Here is a 14,890-nt window from a genome sequence, read left to right on the forward strand (position 1 = left end):
TCTTGTCCAATAAATAACCCAATTAAGTCAGAGAAGGCAATGGCAGATAACGAAAAGCGTCAGGAACTTTCCCATGAGGTTCGGAAGACTCCTAAAAAGCTTCATTTAGAAAATGTAGATTAGGAACGGCCTTTAACGTCCTAAGAAATTGTCTACCTAGTAAACCGCTGTTCTTTTCTGCAAATAGTAAGTAGCTCTCCTGGCCCCCTCTGCTATTCAAGGGTGGTGATTACAGCGTTTTGCTAGAGGAAGATAATAGTGATGATGGTGGAATCATCAACTCGGGGAAAGGTACACTTGTTCGTCAAGCCTTTGATACTGCTTCGGAAATGATTCTTCTGGCTCAAAAATCGGGATAGCGTAGCGTCAGGGTGATTGACGGCCACCCCACTCATGCAATGGGCGGCGTGGATGCAGGCCTCCGATGATGAATTCTTTTTAGAAGGGTATGAACCCAACGAGAAAGCACGCCAAAAGCGCGAACGCGCTAAGCGATTGAAAATACAAGATAACTTGCAATACAACATCCAGCCATGATGTGGGGCGTAATCGCTTGTCATTTTCAATGACTCGGAGACGATCATGAGCATGAACGCAAGTGATTTTTTTAAATGTCCTGTGTCTTATCTAGAAACCTGTGTCTTATCTAGAAAAAGACAGACTAAATTCTGGGATTGGCTCAAGGATTTTAATCCCAAACTTAGCCAAAGCAGCTTCATAGATTTTTCTTTCGGCATTGGTATCAGGAATTACACCAGTTAATTTCATTTTGGTTTTTTTAATTTGAGTTCTCTACTAGCTATTTCTGCAAGAAATTCACATCGTTTTTGAAAATCATTGGAGCCCGCCACCTTCAGTTTAAGATCTACTTTCGTATCTTCTATTTGTCGGGTTAACGTACCTCCTTCATTGGGAAGTTCTACTTGGTAATTGCCGTTTTTACCTGGCGTCAAATAATCTTTAAACCTGAAGTGATTTCTGGTCTGTTTTAGAAACGGTTGCAACTATTTCCTGAAATTCATTTTTAAGAAGTGTGACACCGTCAAATTTAATGGAACTCTCATTAAAACCAGGAGGAAGAGCATTTGCGCTTTTAGCCTGATAAAGACGCCATTGCTGAGTCTTCATTGACTTTAAATCGCGATATTTTGTTGTTATTTGTTCTTTTAATTTGAGTGCATGCTCATTTGAAATTAGAGGCTTATTGTCATCGAGGAGTGCATCAAAATGAATGCTACCAAAATGACTGCGGTGATTATGAAGAGCTTCGCGAATTACGGCTGGATTAGCTTCTGCATTAGCTACTGCCTTTTAAGCGTCCGCTAATGAGTCAGAAAGTTGTCCGTTAACAGATAATTGAACTAATTGTAGAAGCAGCTGTTTGTCTCAATCAAATAGTGGGCGACCTTATTATATCGTTTCATCATCAAAATGATTACCAGTTTCAAAATCAATTTCTCTTGGAAGGGGCTGCTTGTTTAAGGCTCGCCTTAGCACGAATGGATCAGTTGCATTATGGATCGAACGTCGGATTAATTCTAAAGAAGCGAATTGCTTGATAGTTTGAGTCTGATCATCGGTTAATAATTTGAATCTTCCAAATGGCCTGAAAAATTAATATTTCCCAGTAGGGCATTTTTATTCAGAGCGTCTTTTATTGCTTAAGCACCTTCGGCCTATGCTAGCGTTTTAAGAGCTTGTTTTTGTGGATCTGAGAAACCCTTAAGAGAAGAAATGGAGAGCCTAAATAAACGAAGCGCAGCGAAAATCCTTATTCTGTCCGCAGCATCATTGGTAATTATAACTTCGTCCGTATGATGATTGTCGGTTTTAAAATCTATTTCTCCTAACAAATCATGTTTGTTGAGAGCCTCTTTTAATGTTTGAGGGGAAGGCGTTTTGACAAGCTCTTGTAATAACGCTGTGCGTCTCTCATTAAGAATATTTATCGAAGCAAGCAATAGCGCCTAATGTATTTTTCGGCGGTAAGGTTTCGGAGCTCCTTAGCTTGGTCAGCACTGATGATGCTATTGTCGTTTCTATGAATCTTCATCAGCATGAAATACAACATTTCCGAAACGAGTGTGATGGGCATCTAGCGCTGTTCAAACTGCTGTGGGACTTTCGGTTGCTGTTGCCACTGCACGAAAAGCGGTATAGTCTTTTAGACTACTGGCATTATCTGTACACAACTTTTCAATGGCGTCTTTAATAGTCTTAAATGACATGTTTGTTTCCCTGAATTTTCGTTATTAGCTCAGAGTAGGAGCCGCTGGCTCAAAACTACCTCTATTCCATTTTTTGGTCTTTTTTTAGCTTTTCGTTCTTCACGTACTGTCTGTTGAAGAATCCTGATAAAAGATTGTTTTGCAGTTGCAGCAGATAGTGGATTGCCGAAAGTATGAATATCGCCTGACCTTCTAAAGCAATTATAAGTATTGCGTTTTTTGTATTTTCCTTTCTCCTAATTATTTCCCATGTATTTTTTGAATGCTTTTTCCCATTCTTCTTTAGTAGGATTTAGCGGTTGGCCTTGATCATCAAGCAATTCTTCAGGCTGACCCGATTGATTATAATTGATATACTAGGACATGTTTTTTGAGTTCTGTAAATGCTTTCTTCGAAGCAGATTTTTAAGAGCAAAGATTGTCGCTCGAAGAACGAAGGACGTTCAATTCTTTTATCAAGTTCATTAAATTCTTGAGAGAATTCATCGTAACCTTTTATTCCTTTAAAAATCGTCAAATCGGCGTAGCTTTTCAGAGCATTTTTCAGTTTTTTCTAATCTTATTTGAGCTTTTTGATTTGATTATCATAGTCTTTCTCCAACAAAAAAAGGAGTGTGGTGCGCAGCGAATTTAAATATTTCGTATTGTTGATGAAGCTCTTCAAGGTCCTTTATTAACCGCTAAAATTAGATCCAGCAAATCTGAGTAATGATCTTCATGACCCAAGGTCGGTAGTTGGGGTGGCTTTTCTCTGACACAGCCTCGCTATTCAAAGAAAAGATATTAGCAAGCACATCTATTTTTTTGGCGGTGTAGTTAATTCGTCAATGTTGTCGATGTATATTTTAGCTTGGTCTCGGATAATAGATTCTTCCCGAGAACCTAAATTATTATTCTCTAATTAATTGTTCTTTGAGTGGTCATGCTTTTTTTGATAAATTTGTAATGATTTCTTCGTTTTTAAGCAGAAGTTCTTTTTCTTCTTTTCGGATGGAAAGCTTTAGCTCTAGGCGAGAAATTTTTCTTGCCATTATTCCTTTTTTACCCCTTCTTCAGAAGGTTCGTGTGTTGAGAGTTCGTCGCGCTCGAATAATTGATTTGATTTAATTTATCAATGCAGTTAGGTACCTCCATTAACCAATTCTTGCATCGAGTTTCTCTTGCTCCTATTTCTTCGAGGAATAAAAGGGGGTTTGCTTGAGCTGGTAAATGGTTAAAACGATGAATAAAGGAATCAGGTATTCTGGTATTCCTCATGAGAACAATATGATATCAATGTTAAGACATAAAGCTTGATTTAATATTAAATGTTTAAAGTGGACCAAAGCTTTACTGAATCCCTCGAATGAGCCCGTGGGCAAAAGAAGACGACATATTTTATTTTGTCATATAGAGAGCTTAGCGTGGGTTGTTTGGGGAATACGATACCACTTCCCATTGGGTAGGGTAGAAAGGGGTAAATGAAACTTACTTAACCATTTCTTTCAATTGTTTCAAAGGACAGACTTTGATGACGTCGTGGGCAGGTTTGGCTTTAAAAGTCATTTCTTCACCGGTTAAAGGATTGACATTGCGGTCGGGCTTTAGTGGCGTGTCTGTGTTTTACTACACATTTTACCAAGCCTAGAAGAGTAAATTTACAGGCACCACCTTTGCTGCGAAGATGTATGCATAACATTAGCAAGTTCCTCTAAGACAGCACTTACATCCTTTCTACTTAGAAGGGTTGCTTCCGCTAAGTGAGACATTAATTGGGATTTAATTAGATGTGTAAATTGGTGAGGTTGGAGATTTACTTTTTTGTGTGCTGGGACGCGCGATGTTTTTCTTTGTTTAGGGGCATGTCGCGAGCAGGGGGGGATAATATCCTAGTGCTTCTAGTTCGTCGTTTAGCGGATTTCCCTTTTTTCTTTCTGGCATAAGAATTCCTTCTTTTTTATGTATTCTCGTATTCTCCATACATAATTATGTGACAGCAAAAAAACCACTTGACAAAAATAACATAGTTTCTCTGAAAAGAATATGTTTTTTCGAAGTTTTTGCTTTTGCTCAGTTTACGGGGAGTATTTTTACGTTCCCACTCCAAAATCACGAAACTCCAAGCGCTCGCTGGGTTATAGGGGCAGTGAGCTTGCATATCAACAAAAATATGCTGTATCATAATTATCTTTTTCTTCGAGTTGAGGATTCTAAACTTATGGCGACTTACATGGCAAACGCAAAAACCGTTAGCCCGCAGTGGTTGTTAGTGGATGCGAAGGGTAAAACATTGGGGCGTTTGGCGAGTCAAATTGCTATGCGCTTACGAGGTAAGCATAAACCAGAATATACTCCTAATGTTGACACAGGTGATTTTATTGTTGTTATCAACGTCGATAAGCTTTGCGTCACTGGCAAGAAACTAGAAGATAAGCAATATAATCATCATTCCGGCTATCCTGGCGGGATAAAAACAATTAATTTTAATGACTTACAGTCAAAGCATCCAGAACGTGTGTTAGAATTAGCGGTCAAAGGGATGCTACCTAAAGGGTCTTTAGGGCGTGAAATGCACCGTAAGTTAAAAATTTATGTGGGAGATCAGTATCTCCATCAAGCGCAGCAACCTGAATTGATTGACTTAGAATAGAGGTCTTTTAAGATTATGGGACAAGCGGCAAAAAAGCAAAATTTAGGCACGGGCCGTCGTAAAACGTCTTCTGCGCGGGTTTTTTTAAGAAGAGGTTCTGGAAAGATCACCGTGAATGGAAGAGAGTTAGATGAATACTTTGGTCGAGAAACCGCTCGCATGGTGGTTCGTCAACCTTTAGTAAGCCTTGATGTTCAGTCTCAATTTGATATCTATGCCACCGTTGAAGGTGGTGGTGACAGCGGCCAATCAGGTGCTATTCGCCATGGGATTACCCGAGCTTTAATAGACTATGAGGAAGAAGGTGGAAAGGGTGGTTCATGGCGCAGAGTATTGCGAAAAGCAGGATTTGTCACTCGAGATCCTCGCATGGTTGAGCGTAAAAAAGTGGGTCGTCATAAGGCACGTAAAGGTACCCAATATTCCAAACGATAATCCTGAGATAAAACGGTAAGAATGATCATGTTAAAGCGTTCCATTATGACCCTCTATTCAGGCCCTACGGACATTTATAGCCACCAAGTACGGATTGTGTTGGCGGAAAAAGGTGTCAGTGTTGACATTATCAACGTTGACGCTAATCATCCCAGCGAAGATTTGACTGAACTTAATCCCTATGGTACTTTGCCCACTCTGGTAGATCGTGATTTAGTCTTGTTTAATTCGCACATTATCATGGAATATTTGGATGAACGCTTTCCCCATCCTCCTTTGCTGCCTGTTTATCCAGTAGCTCGAGCAAAATGTCGCGTATTAATGTATCGCATTGAGCGGGATTTATACCCTCGGGTAAAGTCTATTGAAGAAGGTTCTCCTAAACAGGGGCAAGCTGAAGGTGAGGCACTCAAAAAAGATTTAGTGCTGATGGAATCGATTTTTGCAGAAAAACCTTATCTTATGAATGATGAATTCACATTAGTGGATTGTGTCTTGTCGCCATTATTATGGCGATTAAGCTATTTAGGCATTCAATTACCTCGTTCGGTAAAAGCTATCGCTAACTATGAAAATCGATTGTTTGATCGAGAATCCTTTCAAGCCAGTTTGAATGAAGCCGAACGCGAATATAGAGAGCCAAATGACTTCTAGCCCTTCCGTGAAAATGACTTCTAGCCGCCCTTATTTATTACGGGCTATTTATGAGTGGCTTATTGATAATCAATTGACTCCCTACATTATGGTTGATGCCGTGATACCGAATGTGGAAGTTCCGGAACGGTTTGTAGAAGATGGAAAAATAATTTTGAATATCGAGCCTCAAGCAGTGGGCCGATTACGAATGGGTAACGACGCGGTTGAATTTGATGCTCGTTTTTCCGGAATTGCTCATCATATTTTTATTCCTATTTCAGCAATACAAGCGATTTATGCCTTTGAAAATGGCAGGGGAATGGTATTCAACGAGGAAGAAGACGGTGGTGATGGAAACCCGCCCCCTTTAAGCCAAAAATCGCCAGTGAAAAGAGGAAGGCCAAATCTGAAAATCGTTAAATAGTTTTTCACACTCTCTGGTATACTAGCCTCATGAATTATGGTGATATCATCCATCTCATCGCAGTCATTCTTTTACCTTTATTGTTTGCAATTACTCTGCATGAAGCGGCTCATGGATGGGTAGCCAGCAAGTTAGGCGATAAGACCGCTCTCATGATGGGACGGGTTACCCTTAATCCTGTGAAACACATTGACCCTTTGGGAACTCTTATTTTGCCTATTTTAATGCTCATTTTGAGTAAATTTACGTTTGCTTTTGGCTGGGCGAAACCGGTTCCTGTTACTTGGCAGAATTTGAGAAAACCTCGCCGAGATATGGCTCTTGTGGCGTTTGCAGGGCCCTTCGCTAATTTACTTATGGCCTTATTATGGGCGGCTATTGCGAAGGCGAGTTTCACTTTGGGAAGTGGAGCAGAAGAGTCAATCTTAAGAAACGCCACGGTTTTTTTCTATAACGCGGGTATTTTTGGAATATTAATCAACGTAGTATTGATGATTCTTAATTTAATTCCCCTTCCCCCTTTAGATGGAAGTCGCATCGTTTCTGCAATATTGCCTCCTAAAGCAGCTTATAGCTATTCAAAAATAGAGCCTTATGGAATTTGGATTTTGTTGGGTCTGTTGGTGTTTGGATTACTCGGTCGAATCCTTTTATCCCCCGTTATCCACCTTTCTCAATTTATTCGTTCTCTTTTTGGATTGTAATAACCTCAACGTAATTATTCATATTCAAAGACCTTGAGCACTTTTTCCACTCCCGAAATTCGACGTGCAACATCCGCTGCCATAGCTGCTTGTTTGGGACTGACCATACCCATCAAATAGACCACTTTATTTTCAGTAACCACTTTTAGATTAGAAGAGTGCAAACCGGCTTTACCTAACATAGCCGTTCGGACTTTACTAGTGATCCACGAATCGGCAGCTTGTTGTACTGGAGAAAGGGGAGCTCCAATAGTAATTTCGTTATAAGTTCGTCGGATATGTGAAGCTTTTTCTACAATTTGATAAGCGCGATCGCAAATTTCGGGTGTTTTAGCTTGTCCTACGAGCAGCGCTACATTATTGAATACCGAAATGGTAATATGAGACTGTCCTTTTAAGAGAGGATCATTATCTAATCGGTATTGGATGATCGAGCGAGCATTATGATCCTGGTTCATCGTTCGATAAGTTCTTTGATCATAGATCACCGCCCCACCGAGTGTAGCACCGGCAGCACCTGCTACTAACACGGCAGAAACACAGCCTACAAGAGGAAAAACAAGCGTTAATAACATTATTATTTTTTTCATCGTTAATGACTCCTCAAAATCCTGCGAAGCAGAGATTTTTTATTTGCCTGATTTAAATAGTTGGTGGTCGATAATGTCACAAAGGCAATGAATAATCAGTAAATGAGTTTCTTGAATACGAGCTGTAGATTCTGCAGGAACTAGGATTTCGATATCATTGGCAGTTAACAAAGTGGCAATTTCTCCTCCATCCCGTCCCGTCAATGCAATGACCTTCATTTCACGATGATGAGCAGCATCTACAGCATTAAGAATATTTTTTGAACGGCCGCTAGTGCTAATGGCCAATAAAATATCGCCGTTCGCTCCAAGCCCTTTAATTTGTCGAGAGAAGATTTCGTTGTAGCTGTAATCGTTTGCAATTGATGTGACGGTAGAGGCGTCAGTAGTAAGTGCAATAGCTGGAAGACTCGGGCGTTCTGCTTCAAACCGATTTAGCATTTCCGACGAAAAATGTTGTGCATCCGCTGCAGATCCACCATTGCCACAACTTAGAATTTTATGATTCGAAAGCAAACACTGAACCATTAATTCCCCTGCTTGAGCAATGGGATCGACTAATACTTCAGCGGCTGTTATTTTAGTTTGAACGCTTTCATTGAAATTGTGTTTAATACGTTGAAACAAGTCCATATCAACACTCTCAAAGGAAAATCAATATTCTACCTCAATTACATTTTTTATCCACGTAATTTGGTGTGGTTCTTAGCAATGCCGATGACATCAAAGTGACAAGCTCTCCTATCGGTAAGCCGATATTTTCTAGATAATACAAAGCAGTTTTGATAAGTCGGTGGCGTTTTTAGCAAGAAATAGTAGTTACAAGATCTATAAAATGGGATGAATGACGGTAGCAAACTTCTACAAAAACTAAAGTTGATTGGTGAGACATAATTAAATCAATTTCCCCCATTTTATGTCTAAAATTTTTTCCAATGAGAATTAAGCCTTATTTTTTAAGAAAGTGACGAGCTATTTTCTCAGCATTAAAAGCAATTTTTTGAGTTAAGTAAAACATAGTTTTAAATTATCAGGAGTAAAAGAAAAGGAGCAGATAACCGAGTTTTTTTTAATTATTATTTGATTAAGTGCGGTTGGCCATTAATTATTTTTCCCCATAAGAGCTGGCGATAAATTTTCTGATTAGGCAGTAAATATAAGACGCCGGTGGGGCCATTGGTATGGTATATTGAGAAATTGAAGCCATTTTACTTAGCTTAGGCAAAATTTGATAGGCATCTAACCCCCAATGCATAGAGGCGAGATAGTTTTGATTATAGGAATTCGGCCAGAGTGTACGTATTCGTTCCTGAGTTTGTTGAAGGGATAAGGGCGATTGTTCAGGAGCTAAAACCCAAGGCATATCGTCAAATATCACGCCATCTAGATCATAGTCGATAATTACCCTAGGAGAGTAAATGGCCGAAGTTACATAGATGGAAACATCGTCTGCGTAATAGAAGCGAAGCAATGGAATAATTTGTCTTTCCTGACTGGAGTTGGCAACCAGAAAAATAGTGTCAAAATCTTCTCGCCGACATTGGCGAATTTTATTGTTTAAATTCACGTTAACTTTATAAATTAATTGTGCAGTTATCTTGTCGCCCAGAAATTCCCATTGTGTTTAAAAGGCTTGAGCAACTTTATTTCCCTAACTTCCTCGTGGTATATGATCATGAGAATATGAGTATGCTCGTCATTCCACATTCGTAGCGCTGCTTGAGTGGCTTCATCCAGTGGGGACAATCCAAATTGGAATAAATAAGGATTCCTCAGGTTAGCTAAAGTATTTAAAGCTAATATGTGGACCGATAGCGTGTGAGAATTAACAAGTACAGCAATATTCTTTTTAGTAAGTGGGCCTACAATAATATTGGCCCCTTTTTGGAGAGTATCTTGGTAAATGGCGTTAATATTTTTATGACCTGTATTGAGGCACCAAAATCGTTGGCATTGGCTCTATTCCCTGATAATAGGCGGCAAAAAAACCATTACGAATCGCATTTGCTTGTTCAGCAAGAGGGCTCTCTAGTGGTTAAGAGTAAAGCAATTTTGAGAGAGGGATGCGAATTATTTACCCACGCCGTAAATACTCGCTTATTGATATCTGTAACGGACCATTTTGTATAATCAGTGAGCAGGAGAGTAGAGTGCAGCTAAGAATCAAGAAAGCACAGGCAGTTGAAAATTTTTGCCACATGGGCAAAGTCTATCGTAGACTGAAAGAGTGTCAAGAATTACTTCTTTGTCTGGTTGTTTATACATTGTGGCTACTCCCATTGGTAATCGGAAAGATATTACCTTACGAGCGATCGAGACCCTGAAAGCGGTTGACTTAATTGCAGCGGAGGATACTCGGTACAGCAAAGGCTTATTGCAATACCATGGAATAAGTACTACTTCGCTGTCTTTACACGAACATAATGAAGTCGCTCGGACCGCTTTACTGTGTGAAAAATTAAAGCAAGGATACGATATCGCCCTTATTTCTGATGCCGGTACTCCCCTTATTAGTGATCCGGGTTATCGATTAATCAGCGCGGTGCGAAAAGCGGGGATCCGGGTAGTTCCTATTCCTGGGGCCTGCGCAGGAATCGTTGCTTTAGTTGCCTCTGGCTTGTCCACCGAACACTTTGTTTTTGAGGGATTTCTTCCTTCCAAGGGAGAAATTCGCCAAAAAAAATTAGAAGCATTAAAAACAGAGTCGCGTACCCTTATTTTTTATGAATCCGTGCATCGGATTGAGAATTTGATTAGTTTATTAAACGAAATTTTCGGTCCAGAACGTATGGCCACGATAGCCCGTGAGTTAACGAAAAAATTCGAAACTATTTATACTACATCCTTATCGGAATTAAAAAAATGGCTAAGCGAAAACTCAGAGCAACAAAAGGGCGAATTTGTGGTTCTTGTTGAGGGACATCCGGAAAAGACAAAAGAAATAAATGAGGAACATCGCCATTTATTAACGGTGTTGCTCCAAGAGTTATCGCTTAAAGAGGCGGTAGCTTTAGCAACGAAAATCAGTGGTATTTCGCGAAAACAACTTTATCCGTTAGCGTTAACTATTCAACAACAGTATCAGCATCCATCATATTAATTTCAGTGATTTGATACCGATGTCGATTGTTATTAACACGGTCTCGTAGATCTTTGCCTGGTTTGAAATGCGGTGTGTATTTGGCTTCAGTGTAAACGTGTTCGCCTGTTTTTGGGTTATGTGCTTTGCGCGGAGGACGATAATGCAAAGAAAAACTACCAAATCCTCGGATTTCAATGCGCTCCCCATGGCCTAAAGTGATACTCATTTGCTCTAAAATATGGTTAACACTGAGTTCGACATCTTTTAATGAGAGGTTTTTTTGTTTCGCTGCGATGCGATTGATCAGTTCGGACTTAACCATGCCTCTTTACCTATGTGACTGATTGTTATGAATAGCAATTATACACTAGGGCCTATTGACAATTCTACTCTTCTGGCCTTTTTTCAAGAGTTTTCCTGCAAAACCCTGCTTAGTGATTTGATCGCACAAGGCAAAGGTTATTCGAGAAGAGAAGCATACGTCACTTTAAGCTCTTTTCCAGTCTTAGGTAATATTTCTTCGTTGTCCAACAGGACCTTGTGCCCTTTTCAGGGTTAGGCGGACGGATGCCATCCACGAAAGAACTTGAGGATAGACAATATGCTCAAGAGCGTGAACTCATGCGTGCAAATTTTCCAAAGTATCGTTGGGTGAGACCAAAAGCTTAGCGTGGCAAATAATGGGTCTTTCGTCTACCGTTTCGGTTACGTAATAAACACTGACGCCGTGTTCGCGATCACCTGCCATGAGCACGCGTGCATGGGTATCAAGGCCGGGGTATTTGGGAAGGAGGGCTGGATGGATATTGAGACCATCCGTCCTTCATAATAATTTACAAAATCCCCGCTCAGTTTTCTCATAAACCCCGTTAATACAATTAATTCAGTTTGATTTATTAATAGCCTTTCGGAGAGTCTGCTCAAAACTGCTACGCTCAGCAAAGTCTCTGTGAGGAATAACCTCTGTGGGAATATGATATTTTTAGCGCCTTCCAGCCCGTATGTATCCTGTATCCGCACGGTTGCTAATAACGCCGCGTATTACTGCTAAACCGTGTTCTATTGCATCAATAATGACTTGCAAGTTGCTACCATTTTCCGAAATGAGAACGACAATGGATAATTTTTCAGATGCCATCAACTAATCACGATGCTGGGCTTTTTTGGTGGAAGAACCTTGAATTTCACCAATCACCTAAGCTTTTTCGCCCAAGGTGAGAAGCAAATCCAAAATTTTGTCTGCGTCTTTTGCGGCAACACAGAGAATCATCCCTACTCCTATATTGTAAAGTGCGGACCATTTCTTGGTCTGTAACTTTTCCTTTTTTTTGCAACCACTGAAAAATTGCTGGCCAATCCCAACTGTGGGTATTTAAGGATGGCTTTCATAGAAGAGGGTAGAACTCGAGGAATATTTTCTATTAATCCCCCGCCGGTAATATGGGCTAATATGGGCTATAGAATGAAGATTAAAATGGCGCAAAAGCCGTTTAATGGTCTGTGTATAAATTCGAGTAGAGGCAAGTAATAGCCTCCCCCCCCAAAAAAAATAGTATCTTCGAAGGCATCATTGGGCTTAACGTGGGCACAGGCAAGAATTTTATAAATTAGGAAATAGCTGTTAGAATGGGGTCCTGGTGAACTTGGCTTCCATTAATAATCTTTTCTTTTTCGACAATACCTACGCAAAATCCTACCAGGTCATAATCGGCCTCGTCATAGAGTCCGGGCATTTCCGCTGTTTTGCCACCGAGCAAGGCCATCCCTGCCGTTTCGCAGCCTTTGCCCATTCCAGTGAGAATTTGCTGTGCTTGCTCAATATTTAAGTGGACCGTAGGATAATAATCGAGGAAAAATAAGGGCTCCGCCCCGGTAGTAATAACATCGTTGATACACATGGCGACTAAATCAATACCAGTTGTGGTATCATGGCGGTTAAGATCAATGGTTAATTTTAATTTCGTTCCTATGCCGTCTGTCCATGAAACGAGGAGGAGACGCTCCATAGTCACTCGGCAATTCGAATAAGCCGCCAAATCTCCCTATGCCGCTTAAAATATCTGGCCGATGAGTGCGTTTAAAACAATAGGTTTGATCGAATTTACAAATAAGTTCGCTTTTTTGATATCTCTACACCGGCATCGGAGTAAGATAAGGGTTTTTTTAGATTCTGACATTGGGGAAAGGATAGCAAAAGAGTGCAGACAAACGGAATAGAGAAATCGTATAATTTTCTTTTGGAAAAATTTTAAGTCATAAGACCATATGATAGCTATTCGGAAAACAAAGATCGTACTTGTACTACTTGCAGTACTCTTAATTTACAGATATGGGGATGGCCATTGAGGTTCGTGATATCAGCATTGCAACGATTGCCGTTAGTGATCAATCCCTCCACAATGTTCCAGAAAAGTTTGCCGAAAGCTTCTTGAACAAGTGCTGGTTCGAATTAGTGGTGATGCGAGGATAATGACTTTACCGGTCATTCGAGATGTATTGCCTAAAATCAATAACTATGTTGAAAAATACAGCTACCTGGCTAAGGCCATTGCGGGTTGTGTTCGATAAACGGGCCATGAGGCATTTGCTGGAGAATGCGAACCAAGCGATTTGGAGCACTCACCGACCTTTGACAATGGTCTTGGTTTCTGTTCCCAATGGTTCTCAATCCGAAACGCTTGCCAGTGAGAGCCAGAATCCAACGATTCGCAAGATAAAGCAGGTCGTATTTTTAGCCGGGTCTTCCTATTATTTTCGGGCAATGGATCTGAAAGACCAGACCAATGTGACCCAATCTATCTCTACTTTGCTTTCCAATCCTCAATTACAAACAATTTCGCAGCGCTACGGTGTCGATTCTATTCTAGCAGGTTGCAGTGGTTGTAGACGCTAATGGCCAGCTTCAAGTAGAATGGGCAATTATTTTTAAACGGTACCCCTTACGAATGGCAAACAACAGGCACCGATGTTACTCAAGTCGTCATGAATGAGTATCGACTGTGTGGCAGATATCATGGCGAATCAATTTGCTACTTTTGGATATGTAAGGGCATGGAGAATCTGATTACTATGGAAGTGACCGGCATTCAAACTCTGGATGATTATGTTCACGTGATATCGCTTTTAAAGCATTTATTACCCGGAAAGTATCGGTCAGTAGCAACATGAATGCCGATATGCTTTTACTCAAAATTAAAACAGACGGCAATTTAGAGGATTTAGTGAAAGCTCTAAAATCTGCTTCTCATCTTATCGCGGAAGGTTCTCCCTTTCATCCAGGTTTAGAGGCAGCTAATTTATTTTATCGATGGAAAGCAAGTCAGCCGGTTTCCGACTTTTGGACGACGATAAACTTTTCTCCCCTTAATTAGCAATGTTAGATCAATTACCCTTACGAATTAATTTACAAGAAGAAACTACTTTCAATAATTTTTATCCGGGTAAAAACGAAACGGTTCTACATGCACTAAACGAATTATTGGAAAATAAAGGGGAATCGTTCGTTTATTTATGGGGAGAGCCAGGGGTTGGCCGAACTCACTTGCTACAAGCTTGTTGTCACGAAATGAATAGTCGTGCGCTCGAAACCATGTATTTACCTTTGCGGATATCGCAACTCACACCAGTAATTTTGTGTGGCATGGAGACAAAGCATCTCATTTGTATCGACGATATTGACGCAGTATTAAATCAAAAAGATTGGGAAGAAGCACTTTTACATTTTTACAATCGGGCACGCGAGAGCACTGAGCCAAAATTAATTATTGCAGGTAAGGATATTCCCCCGCAATTAAATTGCCAATTAGCCGATTTACGTTCGCGTTTATCCTGGGGTTTGGTTTTCCAGGTAGTTGGTTTAAGCGATACGGAAAAGATAAAAGCATTACAAATGCGTGCACATGATCGCGGTTTTGAATTGTCTGATGAAGTTGGTCAATTTTTATTGCTTTACTACACACGCGATATGTCATTATTATTTAATTTATTGGATAAATTAGATCAGGCTTCGTTGATCGCCAAACGTAAATTGACCCTACCCTTTGTTAAAACTGTTCTTGAGCGTGAATTGGTGAAAAAGAGTTATCTCATATTATAAGTGAATTGATAAGTAAATTGATAAGAACTCTCTTCGTTAGCTCTCAGTTCATTTAATTGAGTATCT

24 protein-coding genes are annotated in these 14,890 nt (G+C 40.1%); 11 read left to right on the plus strand and 13 right to left on the minus strand.

Features of this window, described 5'->3' with window-relative positions:
* The first annotated feature begins 375 nt into the window (after nt 1–375).
* A complete protein-coding gene (locus CleRt_RS12870) occupies nt 376–537 on the plus strand; it encodes a hypothetical protein (RefSeq protein WP_306686724.1) in 162 nt (53 codons plus the stop codon).
* A 105-nt stretch (nt 538–642) separates the two neighbouring features.
* On the opposite strand, the gene CleRt_RS12875 is transcribed toward CleRt_RS12870, so the two are convergent.
* The 4 genes from CleRt_RS12875 to CleRt_RS12880 form a co-directional block, all read right to left on the minus strand.
* The gene (locus CleRt_RS12875; protein ID WP_306686726.1) at nt 643–768 is read right to left on the minus strand and encodes a hypothetical protein; all 126 of its coding nucleotides are present in this window, start codon (nt 766–768) and stop codon (nt 643–645) included.
* Nucleotides 765–953 carry a hypothetical protein gene (locus tag CleRt_RS00865; protein ID WP_048874840.1) on the minus strand — a complete coding sequence of 63 codons (189 nt, stop codon included), beginning with the start codon at nt 951–953 and terminating at the stop codon, nt 765–767. The genes CleRt_RS12875 and CleRt_RS00865 overlap by 4 nt, the downstream gene beginning before the upstream one ends.
* Before the next feature lie 723 nt (nt 954–1,676).
* The gene (locus CleRt_RS00870; protein WP_048874841.1) at nt 1,677–1,961 is read right to left on the minus strand and encodes a hypothetical protein; all 285 of its coding nucleotides are present in this window, start codon (nt 1,959–1,961) and stop codon (nt 1,677–1,679) included.
* Nucleotides 1,962–2,105: 144 nt separating this feature from the next.
* Nucleotides 2,106–2,228, minus strand: coding sequence for a hypothetical protein (locus CleRt_RS12880; protein ID WP_306686727.1), 123 nt, complete (start codon nt 2,226–2,228; stop codon nt 2,106–2,108).
* 2,197 nt (nt 2,229–4,425) lie between these two features.
* Between CleRt_RS12880 and rplM the strand changes: the two genes are divergently transcribed.
* The 5 genes from rplM to CleRt_RS00900 are packed head-to-tail and all read left to right on the plus strand — an operon-like array spanning nt 4,426 to nt 7,056.
* Nucleotides 4,426–4,857, plus strand: coding sequence for a 50S ribosomal protein L13 (gene rplM, locus CleRt_RS00880; protein WP_048875751.1), 432 nt, complete (start codon nt 4,426–4,428; stop codon nt 4,855–4,857).
* Nucleotides 4,858–4,872: 15 nt separating this feature from the next.
* Nucleotides 4,873–5,292: a 30S ribosomal protein S9 gene (gene rpsI / locus CleRt_RS00885; RefSeq protein ID WP_048874843.1), complete on the plus strand. Its 420-nt coding sequence runs from the start codon at nt 4,873–4,875 to the stop codon at nt 5,290–5,292.
* 27 nt (nt 5,293–5,319) lie between these two features.
* Complete coding sequence (locus CleRt_RS00890; RefSeq protein ID WP_082160392.1) at nt 5,320–5,946, plus strand: glutathione S-transferase N-terminal domain-containing protein; 627 nt, start codon at nt 5,320–5,322, stop codon at nt 5,944–5,946.
* 13 nt (nt 5,947–5,959) lie between these two features.
* Nucleotides 5,960–6,352 (plus strand): ClpXP protease specificity-enhancing factor, encoded by a 393-nt coding sequence (locus tag CleRt_RS00895; protein ID WP_048875752.1) that lies wholly within the window; start codon nt 5,960–5,962, stop codon nt 6,350–6,352.
* 29 nt (nt 6,353–6,381) lie between these two features.
* A complete protein-coding gene (locus CleRt_RS00900; protein WP_048874845.1) occupies nt 6,382–7,056 on the plus strand; it encodes a site-2 protease family protein in 675 nt (224 codons plus the stop codon).
* Between the two features lie 14 nt (nt 7,057–7,070).
* On the opposite strand, the gene CleRt_RS00905 is transcribed toward CleRt_RS00900, so the two are convergent.
* From CleRt_RS00905 to CleRt_RS12890, 5 genes are all read right to left on the minus strand, one after another.
* Nucleotides 7,071–7,646 (minus strand): BON domain-containing protein, encoded by a 576-nt coding sequence (locus CleRt_RS00905; RefSeq protein WP_048874846.1) that lies wholly within the window; start codon nt 7,644–7,646, stop codon nt 7,071–7,073.
* Nucleotides 7,647–7,685: 39 nt separating this feature from the next.
* Entirely contained in the window at nt 7,686–8,279 is a 594-nt protein-coding gene (locus tag CleRt_RS00910) for a phosphoheptose isomerase (protein WP_048874847.1), read from the minus strand.
* Nucleotides 8,280–8,448: 169 nt separating this feature from the next.
* On the minus strand, nt 8,449–8,559 hold the full coding sequence (locus CleRt_RS11140; RefSeq protein WP_306686729.1) for a YraN family protein: 111 nt from the start codon (nt 8,557–8,559) through the stop codon (nt 8,449–8,451).
* Between the two features lie 192 nt (nt 8,560–8,751).
* Nucleotides 8,752–9,213 carry a penicillin-binding protein activator gene (locus CleRt_RS12885; protein ID WP_306686731.1) on the minus strand — a complete coding sequence of 154 codons (462 nt, stop codon included), beginning with the start codon at nt 9,211–9,213 and terminating at the stop codon, nt 8,752–8,754.
* A 26-nt stretch (nt 9,214–9,239) separates the two neighbouring features.
* Nucleotides 9,240–9,560 (minus strand): penicillin-binding protein activator, encoded by a 321-nt coding sequence (locus CleRt_RS12890; protein WP_306686887.1) that lies wholly within the window; start codon nt 9,558–9,560, stop codon nt 9,240–9,242.
* Between CleRt_RS12890 and CleRt_RS11145 the strand changes: the two genes are divergently transcribed.
* Together CleRt_RS11145 and rsmI are read left to right on the plus strand one after the other, a co-directional pair.
* Nucleotides 9,543–9,776 (plus strand): hypothetical protein, encoded by a 234-nt coding sequence (locus tag CleRt_RS11145; RefSeq protein ID WP_235379111.1) that lies wholly within the window; start codon nt 9,543–9,545, stop codon nt 9,774–9,776. The two genes, CleRt_RS12890 and CleRt_RS11145, sit on opposite strands and share 18 nt — an antisense overlap.
* A gap of 97 nt (nt 9,777–9,873) precedes the next feature.
* Nucleotides 9,874–10,746, plus strand: coding sequence for a 16S rRNA (cytidine(1402)-2'-O)-methyltransferase (gene rsmI / locus CleRt_RS00920; RefSeq protein ID WP_371440242.1), 873 nt, complete (start codon nt 9,874–9,876; stop codon nt 10,744–10,746).
* On the opposite strand, the gene ihfB is transcribed toward rsmI, so the two are convergent.
* From ihfB to CleRt_RS13840, 4 genes are all read right to left on the minus strand, one after another.
* A complete protein-coding gene (gene ihfB, locus CleRt_RS00925) occupies nt 10,712–11,050 on the minus strand; it encodes an integration host factor subunit beta (RefSeq protein WP_048874849.1) in 339 nt (112 codons plus the stop codon). The genes rsmI and ihfB overlap by 35 nt on opposite strands.
* Nucleotides 11,051–11,347: 297 nt before the next feature.
* On the minus strand, nt 11,348–11,533 hold the full coding sequence (locus tag CleRt_RS11150; RefSeq protein ID WP_371440283.1) for a formyltransferase family protein: 186 nt from the start codon (nt 11,531–11,533) through the stop codon (nt 11,348–11,350).
* A gap of 177 nt (nt 11,534–11,710) precedes the next feature.
* Nucleotides 11,711–11,866: a hypothetical protein gene (locus tag CleRt_RS11155; RefSeq protein WP_235379113.1), complete on the minus strand. Its 156-nt coding sequence runs from the start codon at nt 11,864–11,866 to the stop codon at nt 11,711–11,713.
* 469 nt (nt 11,867–12,335) lie between these two features.
* Nucleotides 12,336–12,734, minus strand: coding sequence for an AIR synthase related protein (locus CleRt_RS13840; RefSeq protein WP_235379114.1), 399 nt, complete (start codon nt 12,732–12,734; stop codon nt 12,336–12,338).
* Nucleotides 12,735–13,243: 509 nt separating this feature from the next.
* On the opposite strand from CleRt_RS13840, the gene CleRt_RS11165 reads away from it, so the two are divergent.
* From CleRt_RS11165 to hda, 3 genes are all read left to right on the plus strand, one after another.
* Entirely contained in the window at nt 13,244–13,621 is a 378-nt protein-coding gene (locus CleRt_RS11165; RefSeq protein WP_306686734.1) for a DUF2066 domain-containing protein, read from the plus strand.
* Nucleotides 13,622–13,904: 283 nt separating this feature from the next.
* Complete coding sequence (locus CleRt_RS11170) at nt 13,905–14,099, plus strand: hypothetical protein (RefSeq protein ID WP_235379115.1); 195 nt, start codon at nt 13,905–13,907, stop codon at nt 14,097–14,099.
* A 2-nt stretch (nt 14,100–14,101) separates the two neighbouring features.
* The gene (gene hda, locus CleRt_RS00940; protein WP_048874850.1) at nt 14,102–14,824 is read left to right on the plus strand and encodes a DnaA regulatory inactivator Hda; all 723 of its coding nucleotides are present in this window, start codon (nt 14,102–14,104) and stop codon (nt 14,822–14,824) included.
* The last annotated feature ends 66 nt before the right edge of the window (nt 14,825–14,890 follow it).

It is taken from the genome of Candidatus Coxiella mudrowiae (assembly GCA_001077715.1).
Lineage (GTDB): Bacteria > Pseudomonadota > Gammaproteobacteria > Coxiellales > Coxiellaceae > Coxiella > Coxiella mudrowiae.

Excerpts from the sequence above, each read along its gene's own strand:
- CleRt_RS00890 (WP_082160392.1), top strand. The coding sequence starts at position 5,320 with ATGTTAAAGCGTTCCATTATGACCCTCTATTCAGGCCCTACGGACATT.
- CleRt_RS13840 (WP_235379114.1), bottom strand. The coding sequence starts at position 12,734 with ATGGAGCGTCTCCTCCTCGTTTCATGGACAGACGGCATAGGAACGAAA.
- CleRt_RS11140 (WP_306686729.1), bottom strand. The coding sequence starts at position 8,559 with ATGGGGGAAATTGATTTAATTATGTCTCACCAATCAACTTTAGTTTTT.
- ihfB (WP_048874849.1), bottom strand. The coding sequence starts at position 11,050 with ATGGTTAAGTCCGAACTGATCAATCGCATCGCAGCGAAACAAAAAAAC.
- CleRt_RS00905 (WP_048874846.1), bottom strand. The coding sequence starts at position 7,646 with ATGAAAAAAATAATAATGTTATTAACGCTTGTTTTTCCTCTTGTAGGC.
- CleRt_RS00895 (WP_048875752.1), top strand. The coding sequence starts at position 5,960 with ATGACTTCTAGCCGCCCTTATTTATTACGGGCTATTTATGAGTGGCTT.
- CleRt_RS12880 (WP_306686727.1), bottom strand. The coding sequence starts at position 2,228 with ATGTCATTTAAGACTATTAAAGACGCCATTGAAAAGTTGTGTACAGAT.
- CleRt_RS11155 (WP_235379113.1), bottom strand. The coding sequence starts at position 11,866 with ATGGCATCTGAAAAATTATCCATTGTCGTTCTCATTTCGGAAAATGGT.
- CleRt_RS00900 (WP_048874845.1), top strand. The coding sequence starts at position 6,382 with ATGAATTATGGTGATATCATCCATCTCATCGCAGTCATTCTTTTACCT.
- CleRt_RS11165 (WP_306686734.1), top strand. The coding sequence starts at position 13,244 with ATGTTGAAAAATACAGCTACCTGGCTAAGGCCATTGCGGGTTGTGTTC.
- CleRt_RS12875 (WP_306686726.1), bottom strand. The coding sequence starts at position 768 with ATGAAATTAACTGGTGTAATTCCTGATACCAATGCCGAAAGAAAAATC.
- CleRt_RS00910 (WP_048874847.1), bottom strand. The coding sequence starts at position 8,279 with ATGGACTTGTTTCAACGTATTAAACACAATTTCAATGAAAGCGTTCAA.
- CleRt_RS11170 (WP_235379115.1), top strand. The coding sequence starts at position 13,905 with ATGCTTTTACTCAAAATTAAAACAGACGGCAATTTAGAGGATTTAGTG.
- rplM (WP_048875751.1), top strand. The coding sequence starts at position 4,426 with ATGGCGACTTACATGGCAAACGCAAAAACCGTTAGCCCGCAGTGGTTG.
- hda (WP_048874850.1), top strand. The coding sequence starts at position 14,102 with ATGTTAGATCAATTACCCTTACGAATTAATTTACAAGAAGAAACTACT.
- rpsI (WP_048874843.1), top strand. The coding sequence starts at position 4,873 with ATGGGACAAGCGGCAAAAAAGCAAAATTTAGGCACGGGCCGTCGTAAA.